Genomic DNA, 8,467 nt, shown 5'->3' with positions numbered 1-8,467 from the left:
TAGTTGACCACTACACACCAACAAAGCAAAGGTCTGTAGTTTGCGCTAAGAAATAAACCCAACCAACCCCAACCCCGCCACCATCTTTTCAATGGTGGTTTTTTATCACCTAATGCCTGCTTTGATGTTCTTATGTTTTTGATATTTTGCTGGTTGCTTTGGTTCATTTCTGAATTTGGTGTTAGCACTGGCTTGCCTTGATACGCTTGGTCTAGCGTACGATTTTTTGATTTGGTGTCGGTGGTTTCCAGATATGATTTGTTAGATAATTATTATAGTTTTCCGAATAACTTTATCTAATATACCTTGAATAAATATGTTTAATAAAGTTTTTTTGGTATAAATTCATTGAATAATAATTCAGCAATATAAGTTTAAATATCTTTACAGTACTGCCTTTAACCTATTGAAACCAGTAGAGATTTACAGTTAAAATCGAAAAAATTGCCAATAACATGTAGAGATTTACAGTTAAATAATCTTAATAGTTTATTTTTTAAAAAATCGTCTTGACTTTGATGATATTGGTGGAATATGATATTTGTTTAAATTCGTATTATTTAATCTTTTTAATACAAAAAGGAGATGTTCATGCATTGGCCATAAGCATATGCAAGGATAAAAAAAAGCAAAAACGCCACCAATTGCAGTTGGTAGCGCTTTTATAATGAGATTGTCTGCTGGACAGTCTCATTATCCCAAACAGTGTTTGACTTGTCAAGCCCTGTATGGCGCTTTATTATCCTTTGATTTAGTTTTTTTGTAAAAATTTTTTTATTCAAGATTAATTCATGGAAAATTAAGCATGATAGACTTACTAAATCTCAATGGCATAGTTACTGTTGATTGCCAAAATGATGATGAGGCGATTGTTATTATTGCTAAGGCAACACAGCAATTAACAACATGTACTCAGTGTGGTGGCGGCCTATATAAACATGGTCAGCGCAACCACCGCTATGCCGATACACCACTGTACATGAAACCTACCACTTTGCAAATTAGCGTACATCGTTATCGCTGCAAAATATGCAAACAAGTGCTGAGCGACCGCATTGATTGTGTTGATGAGAATCGCCGATGCACAAGCAGGCTCATACAGTACATACGAAGCCGTTGTTTTAAGCTGACTTTTAGCGAATTATCCAGGCAAACCGGGCTGTCCATAAATAGCATCCGTCACATTGCACAAGACCATTTAAACGCTCTAGAACAAGGCTATTTAAGACCCACACCAAGTATTTTGGGTATTGATGAGGTGATGATTGCTGGTGAATATCGCTGTGTACTGACAGACCTTGATCAACATACCGTATTTGACATCCTGCCAACCAGAAAGCAGCCGTATCTTGAGAGTTACTTTAACACCCTAAAAGACAAAGACAACATTCAAATTGTCTGTTCTGATATGTGGAAGCCTTTTGAGAATGTTTGTACAAAATGCCTACCTAATGCTGCATTAGTCCTAGATAGATTTCATGTGGTCAAACTAGCCAATGAAGTCGTGGAGAGGATTAGAAAAGACTACCAAAAAGCATTGGATAAAAAGGGGCGTAAGCAACTGAAAAAGCACCTGAGATGGTTGTTATGTAGGCGGTTAGACCAGTTACAATCCAAGGATATTAAAATCCTACAAGAGCTTGCCAACGAGCATCCCATGCTTGTGATTGCTTATTTTTTAAAAGAGAAGTTCTTCAATATTTATGAGGCTGAAGATAAAAATTTGGCAATACTGGCATTTTTAGACTGGATGGATGGTATTGATGAACAAGCAACAGGTATACACCTACCTGGGTTTTGCAAATTGAAGCAGATCATCAAACGGCATTTTGTCCAGATCTTTAACTATTGGGATAGTATAAACAAAGCCAGTAATGGCTACACAGAATGTGTCAACGGCTTAATTAAGCTTGCCAATCGTTTGGGTAGAGGATATAGCTTTGAGATGATTAGAGCTAGAGCTTTGTATGGACACAAAGACTCGGATAAATCCAAAAAGGGACGCCAGGAGAAGATAACCGTTCAAGACGATTGAGCAAGACTCATCAAGAGCGATACACACTTAAAACAAATCCAGGGCTTGAACAAAGCACTGGATTTGTTTTTATCCAAGAAAATAAAATATGTTAAGTAAAACAGCTTGATTAAAAACAATCCATACGAATATAATCAATGCTCACATCCGATGCCTTCCACCAGATTTTGCAAGAATCAGAGATTTTAGGTGATTTGTTTTTCCACCAAGTTTTGCAAGAATCAGAGATTGTGTTAGGATGGATGGAGTTGGGGTTTCAACCGGGTTTTGAAAATAGCCTAAAAAGACAATCCAGTCTATCAAGCCTATCCTATCATGGTACAAAACCTGAGAATGTAAAGCTGGCTTGGGTTTGGCGCAGGCAAGGACTTGCAAGATGTGGTAAACGCTGTTATAATAAGCATTCCCACCTTTAGACAGTGGCTGATTTTGGTCGGTCAAACTGGCGAACAGGTATTCATCAAGCCGATAGGCTTTTGATTTTAAAGAGGTTATTATGAAACTTAAGACCAAACGTGGTGCCGCTAAGCGTTTCAAAAAAACTGCAAACGGCTTCAAGCGTAAGCAAGCATTCAAGCGTCACATCTTGACCAAAAAATCTCCAAAGCGTATCCGTCAATTGCGTGGTTGCACTATGGTGCACGCATCAGACGTGGCTTCAATCCGTCGTATGTGCCCATACATCTAATCAACTTTTCGGATATTTTAGGAGAATAAAATGGCTCGTGTAAAACGTGGTGTACAAGCAAACCGCCGTCACAAAAAAGTTCTAGCTCGTGCAAAAGGCTACTATGGCGCACGCTCTCGTGTGTATCGTGTAGCAGTACAAGCTGTTATGAAAGCTGGTCAATACGCTTATCGTGACCGCCGTAACAAAAAACGCTCTTTCCGCCGTCTGTGGATTGCTCGTATCAACGCTGGTGCTCGCCTAAACGGTTTGTCATACAGCCGTCTAATCAACGGCCTTAAAAAGGCAAATGTTGAGATTGACCGCCGTATCCTAGCTGACATCGCTATGCATGACGCTGCCGCTTTCACTGCAATCGCAGAAAAAGCAAAAGCTGCTCTAGCATAAGCTGTCAATCAGACACAAAGCCCTGCTCATTGAGCGGGGTTTTTGTTTTTGGGGTTGTCGCCCATTTGGATAGCTTCACTGTTGATATTTGTGATGAAAATTGGTGTATCTACCGCCAAACAGGGAAGAAATCGTGGTAAACATGGAAGAAATTGTGGTAAACATGGAAAATTAAAAAACTTTTCCATGTTTCATCCGCCAAATCATTTACAAAATTAGCCCAATTCTTTAGAATAATCAGTTTTATCATAGTTAAATAAATCCTGCCCTAGCGCAAGACTGACGAAGAGATACCATGACACAAGAGACTACTTTTGATTTACCTGCGCTAGACGCACCACTTGCCAGTATCAGCCCAGATGCGCTGACGGCGTTTGGTGATCAGGCGGTGGCGCTGATTGATACGGCAAGCGACGAAAAAACCTTGCAAGAACTTCGTGTCAATTTGACAGGCAAAAAAGCCACTTTGACCGCATTATCCAAGCAAATGGGCAGTTTAGATGCCGATGCCAAAAAACAATACGGCGCTTATCTGCATGAGCTACGCACCCGTATCAGCACGGCGCTTGACACCAAAGCCCAAAGCCTTGCGGCAGCTGCGCTCAATGCCAAGCTTGCCAGTGAGCAGGTGGACATCACCATGCCTGCGCGTGGTATCACCAAAGGCACGTTGCACCCGATTACGCAGACGACCGAGCGTATGAAGCAGTTTTTTGTGCAAGCAGGATTTAGCGTGGCGACAGGCCCTGAAGTTGAAAGCGATTATTATAACTTTGAAGCCTTGAACATCCCAAGCCATCATCCAGCCCGTGCGATGCATGATACCTTTTATTTTGATGCGCATTATCTACTTCGCACGCACACCAGTAGCGTGCAGATTCGCACGATGGAAAAGAGCGAGCCGCCGATTCGTATCATCTGCCCGGGTCGCGTGTATCGCTGTGACTCAGACCAGACGCACTCACCGATGTTTCATCAGATGGAAGGCTTGATGATTTCAAAATCAAGCAACTTTGCCGAGCTCAAAGGCTTGATTCATGAGTTTTTGGATGCGTTTTTTGGCAAAAAAATGACCGTGCGTTTTCGCCCATCGTTTTTCCCATTCACCGAGCCATCTGCCGAAGTGGATATCCTATCAGACAGTGGCAAATGGCTAGAAGTGCTTGGCTGTGGTATGGTGCATCCACAAGTGCTCAAAAACTGTGGCATCGACCCAAATGAATACACAGGCTTTGCCTTTGGTCTTGGCATTGAACGCTTTGCGATGCTGTATTATGGCATTGATGATTTGCGTTTATTTTTCCAAAATGATTTGCGCTTTTTGAAGCAATTTGGCTAATTCTGAAGCCTAAGAAATTAATTTTTACAGTTTAAATATCAGAGATTACAATGAAAATCAGTGAACAATGGCTAAGACAATGGGCAAATCCAAGCGTCGATAGTGAAACTTTGGGCGAACAGCTGACCATGGCGGGGCTTGAGCTCGATGGCATGGAAATGGTTGCGCCGCCATTTAGCGGTGTCGTGGTCGGTGAAGTCATCGAATGTGCTCAGCATCCTGATGCCGACCGCCTGCGTGTGACTCGTGTCAATATCGGCACAGGTGAGCTATTACAAATCGTCTGCGGTGCGCCAAATGTGCGTGTCGGGCTAAAAGTGGCGGTGGCGACCGTTGGTGCTGTCTTGCCAAGCGATGATGACAAGGGCTTTAAAATCAAAAAAGGCAAACTGCGTGGCGTGGAGTCGCATGGGATGCTGTGTGGTGCATCAGAACTTGGACTTGAAGATAAGATTGATGGCTTACTTGAGCTATCTGATGATGCGCCGATTGGTGTTGATGTCCGCAGTTATCTGAACTTAGATGCCAAGATTTTTGAGATTGCCATCACCCCAAACCGTGGCGATTGCCTAAGCGTGCTGGGGCTGGCTCGTGAGATTGCGGTGATTAATCGCCTACCGCTAAACCGTGTGTCGTTTGATGTCATCAATCCAAGCACGACAGCGAGTGTCGGCGTAAAAGTGGCGAATACCACCGCTTGCCCACGCTATCTAACGCAGCGTATCGATGGCATTGATCGTAGTGTGGCGACGCCTGAATGGATGGAGTCGGCACTTGTGGCATCGGGCGTGCGTACGCATAATTTCTTGGTCGATGTGACAAACTTTGTGCTACTTGAGCTGGGTCAGCCGCTACACGCCTTTGATGCTGACAAGATTGTCGGTGATATCGTGGTGCGTGACTCTGTCGCAGGCGAGACGGTTGAGCTATTGAACGAGCAGACGATTACCTTGACCGGTGATGAGCTTGTGATCGCTGATGATGTCGGCGTGCTTGCTTTGGCAGGGATTATGGGCGGTGCTCGCTCAGCGGTGAGCGATGAGACGACCAGTATCGTGCTAGAAAGTGCGCATTTTGATCAGCTTGCCATCGCAGGGCGTGCGCGTCGCTTTGGCCTGCATACTGATGCATCACAGCGTTTTGAGCGTGGGGTAGATTTTGAGTTGCCACGCACGGCGCTTGATCGAGCGACCAGTCTGATTATCAGTGTCGCAGGCGGTGCAGCAGGATCAATCACCACAGTTGAAGCGATGGATAAACTACCTGCCCGCCACAGCATCCGTGTACCTGTGGCAAAAGTTGAGCAGCTACTGGGCGTGGCTATCTCAAGCGATGAGATTGTCGATATTCTAAACCGCTTAGAAATCGCCACCAGCTTGGAGGGTGATACACTTATCTGCCAAGCACCAAGCCATCGCTTTGATATGAATATCGCCGAAGATGTGGTCGAAGAAGTTGCCCGTATCTATGGCTATGCCAATATCGATGTACGCCTGCCAAGCTTTGCTGTGGATATGCGTTATGATGATACGGCGGATTTGATCCATGTTGCCAAGCTTACCCTAGCTGATGCTGGCTACCATGAAGCGGTGAGCTTTAGCTTTAGCGATGCTAAGATTGAATCGCTATTTGATGATGAAAGTCTGGGTGCGGTATTACCGCTTGCCAATCCGATTTCAAGTGATTTGGCGGTGATGCGTCGCACACTGCTATCAAGTCTATTGCCTGTGGTCAGCTACAACCTAAACCGTCAGCAGGCTCGTGTGCGTCTGTTTGAGACGGGTCTGAGCTTTGTTGGGGCGGATGTGGCAAGTCTCGTGCAGACACCAAGCCTTGCCATCGTGGCGACAGGCATGGTATATCCTGAGCAGCACCATGCCAACCGTGCGATGGACTTTTTTGATCTAAAGCGTGATGTCGAAAGCCTGCTGCCTGCGACCTTAAATAAAGCACACATCAGCTATGAGCGTGCCGATTTGGACTTCTTGCACCCAGGTCAAAGTGCTTATCTGTCAGTGAATGGTGAGCGTCTGGGCTGGTTTGGTCAGCTGCATCCAAGCATTGCCAAAGCGATGGATCTGCCGAGCGTTTGGGTCGCTGAGCTGAACCTAGATAAGCTGATTGCGCTCAATCACACGCAGTCTGCTATCAAAGCGCCAAGCAAATTCCCAAGCGTACGCCGTGATTTGGCGGTGCTTGTGGATACTGATATTGCTTGGCAATCTCTTGAAGCAGACATCCGTGCGGCAGCAGGCGTGCATCTACAAGATGTGTGGCTATTTGATGTCTATACTGGCGAGCGACTGCCGGCAGGTATGCGTTCACTAGCGTTTGCGATGGTGTTCCAAAACCATGATGCGACGCTTGAAGATGAACAAATCAAAAAAGCGGTGGATAAAGTTGTCGCTGTACTTGATGACAAGCACGGTGCCAAACTGCGTGACTGATGGGTGATTTGTAGCGTAATTATCATGCGCTAAAACCATCAAGCCAAGACCGCCACACTGCGATGCTTTGTGGCGGTCTTGTTTATAGGGTAAAGGATTTGGTATACAATGGGTAGTGGTGCGGTGCATCGTGCATACTCTACCCACCAGAGCAATCGTTAAGGGATGTATTATGGATGTGCAGATAAAATTGGATATTCTAAAAGGTAATTTACTGATAATTGAAAGATGTAATCAGGAAGTTCAATCAATATTAAATCAAGCGGAATACTCCATTCGCTTTAAGATGGAGCAGGCAAAGAATTTGGATTTTGATCAGTCAAAAGATTTAATTCATGAGCTTTTCTTAATACAAGAGCAAATAGCTTTCATTGTTTTTCAGTTTAATTATCAAGTTAGTGATTTTTTATATAATTTCATCCGTGATTTCGATAGATGTGATGAATATGCCGCTCGGTATGTCTTTGAAAAATATATGGCTTAGCTGAATAAGTCGGAGTGCTTAAAATTAGTATCATTAAAAAAGCAATGGTTTGCCCTGTGCATCTTATATATTTGACCGATGACTGAAAATATCAATAAGACCCGCTCGCCACATTTGCTAATTTTTGGTGCTTGCCCAAATTAATTTAACAAAAATCACCTTGGGACAAAAATTTAAATTGCATTAAGCATACAATCAAGTGTACAATGATAAATACGATTGAATTTGAAATCGTGCATTAGGTAGCTTATTGATACATAAGGATAAAATCATGAGTGCACTGACCAAGGCGGATATGGTAGATCAGCTGACCATTCGCCTACGATTGACCCGTCAGCAGGCGCGCAAGCTGGTGGATGGGTTTTTTGAAGAGATTAGCCAAAGCCTTGCCGATGGCAAAGAAGTCAAGCTGTCAGGATTTGGTAATTTTGAGCTCAAGGACAAAAAATCACGCCCAGGACGTAATCCAAAAACTGGCGAGAGCATCCCTGTTGAAGCACGCCGTGTGGTGACCTTTAAAGCAGGTCAAAAACTGCGTGGCTGGGTTGATAGCCAAAATAATCAAAACGCCAAAAAGTAAGCAAAATTGCTTGATACTTAAGTTAGTTTTTGCTAAAATATTGGCTTTATGTTCCCACTTAAGATGGCTAATAACATAGACAAACATGGTGCGGCATGCCAAAGTTGGTTGGTGATGGCGTGGCTATGTTCCACTGATTCTAGCAAGACTAGCAGTGATTATTAGTGCTTAGGTTTATTGGATAAGAGATTTATCATGCGTAAAGACATTCACCCAGATTATCGCGAAGTATTGTTCCACGATACCAATGCTGATGTGTACTTCCTAACTCGTTCAACTGTTGCTACCAAGACAACTCGTGAATACGAAGGTCAAGAGTACCCATACTTCCCATTGGATATCTCAAGTGCGTCGCACCCATTCTACACTGGCGAACAACGCAAAACTGCAAACGAAGGTCGTGTGGCGACTTTCAACAAGCGTTTTGGTGCATTTGCAAACCGTGGCAAAAAATAAGCCATCGCTTGATATCAAAAATCGTCCTTTTTTGAGCCGCACCCCAAAAGT

At 43.8% G+C, this 8,467-nt stretch carries 10 protein-coding genes; 8 read left to right on the top strand and 2 right to left on the bottom strand.

The window, feature by feature from the left end; translation table 11 throughout:
* The coding region (locus B0680_RS10915) for a hypothetical protein (RefSeq protein ID WP_211271268.1) at positions 1–188 on the bottom strand (188 nt) is incomplete at its 3' end.
* 617 nt (positions 189–805) lie between these two features.
* On the opposite strand from B0680_RS10915, the gene B0680_RS08365 reads away from it, so the two are divergent.
* Positions 806–2,035, top strand: a complete 1,230-nt coding sequence (locus tag B0680_RS08365) for an ISL3 family transposase (protein ID WP_078254655.1) — start codon at positions 806–808, stop codon at positions 2,033–2,035.
* Between the two features lie 141 nt (positions 2,036–2,176).
* On the opposite strand, the gene B0680_RS10750 is transcribed toward B0680_RS08365, so the two are convergent.
* The gene (locus tag B0680_RS10750; protein WP_143821400.1) at positions 2,177–2,572 is read right to left on the bottom strand and encodes a hypothetical protein; all 396 of its coding nucleotides are present in this window, start codon (positions 2,570–2,572) and stop codon (positions 2,177–2,179) included.
* Between B0680_RS10750 and rpmI the strand changes: the two genes are divergently transcribed.
* The 7 genes from rpmI (at position 2,529) to B0680_RS08330 (ending at position 8,416) form a co-directional block, all read left to right on the top strand.
* Positions 2,529–2,723: a 50S ribosomal protein L35 gene (gene rpmI / locus B0680_RS08360; RefSeq protein WP_078254654.1), complete on the top strand. Its 195-nt coding sequence runs from the start codon at positions 2,529–2,531 to the stop codon at positions 2,721–2,723. The genes B0680_RS10750 and rpmI overlap by 44 nt on opposite strands.
* A 30-nt stretch (positions 2,724–2,753) precedes the next feature.
* Positions 2,754–3,110, top strand: a complete 357-nt coding sequence (gene rplT / locus B0680_RS08355; protein ID WP_078254653.1) for a 50S ribosomal protein L20 — start codon at positions 2,754–2,756, stop codon at positions 3,108–3,110.
* A gap of 295 nt (positions 3,111–3,405) precedes the next feature.
* Complete coding sequence (gene pheS, locus B0680_RS08350) at positions 3,406–4,449, top strand: phenylalanine--tRNA ligase subunit alpha (RefSeq protein ID WP_078254652.1); 1,044 nt, start codon at positions 3,406–3,408, stop codon at positions 4,447–4,449.
* Between the two features lie 50 nt (positions 4,450–4,499).
* The gene (gene pheT, locus B0680_RS08345) at positions 4,500–6,896 is read left to right on the top strand and encodes a phenylalanine--tRNA ligase subunit beta (RefSeq protein ID WP_078254651.1); all 2,397 of its coding nucleotides are present in this window, start codon (positions 4,500–4,502) and stop codon (positions 6,894–6,896) included.
* Positions 6,897–7,068: 172 nt separating this feature from the next.
* Complete coding sequence (locus B0680_RS08340) at positions 7,069–7,380, top strand: hypothetical protein (protein WP_078254650.1); 312 nt, start codon at positions 7,069–7,071, stop codon at positions 7,378–7,380.
* A gap of 271 nt (positions 7,381–7,651) precedes the next feature.
* Positions 7,652–7,960 carry an integration host factor subunit alpha gene (locus B0680_RS08335; RefSeq protein ID WP_078254649.1) on the top strand — a complete coding sequence of 103 codons (309 nt, stop codon included), beginning with the start codon at positions 7,652–7,654 and terminating at the stop codon, positions 7,958–7,960.
* Between the two features lie 195 nt (positions 7,961–8,155).
* Positions 8,156–8,416, top strand: coding sequence for a type B 50S ribosomal protein L31 (locus B0680_RS08330; RefSeq protein ID WP_078254648.1), 261 nt, complete (start codon positions 8,156–8,158; stop codon positions 8,414–8,416).
* Positions 8,417–8,467: the final 51 nt, after the last annotated feature.

Source organism: Moraxella pluranimalium (genome assembly GCF_002014825.1).
Classification (GTDB): domain Bacteria; phylum Pseudomonadota; class Gammaproteobacteria; order Pseudomonadales; family Moraxellaceae; genus Moraxella; species Moraxella pluranimalium.
Note: the sequence above shows the minus strand (reverse complement) of the source record. Positions and strands in the feature narration are given on the sequence as shown.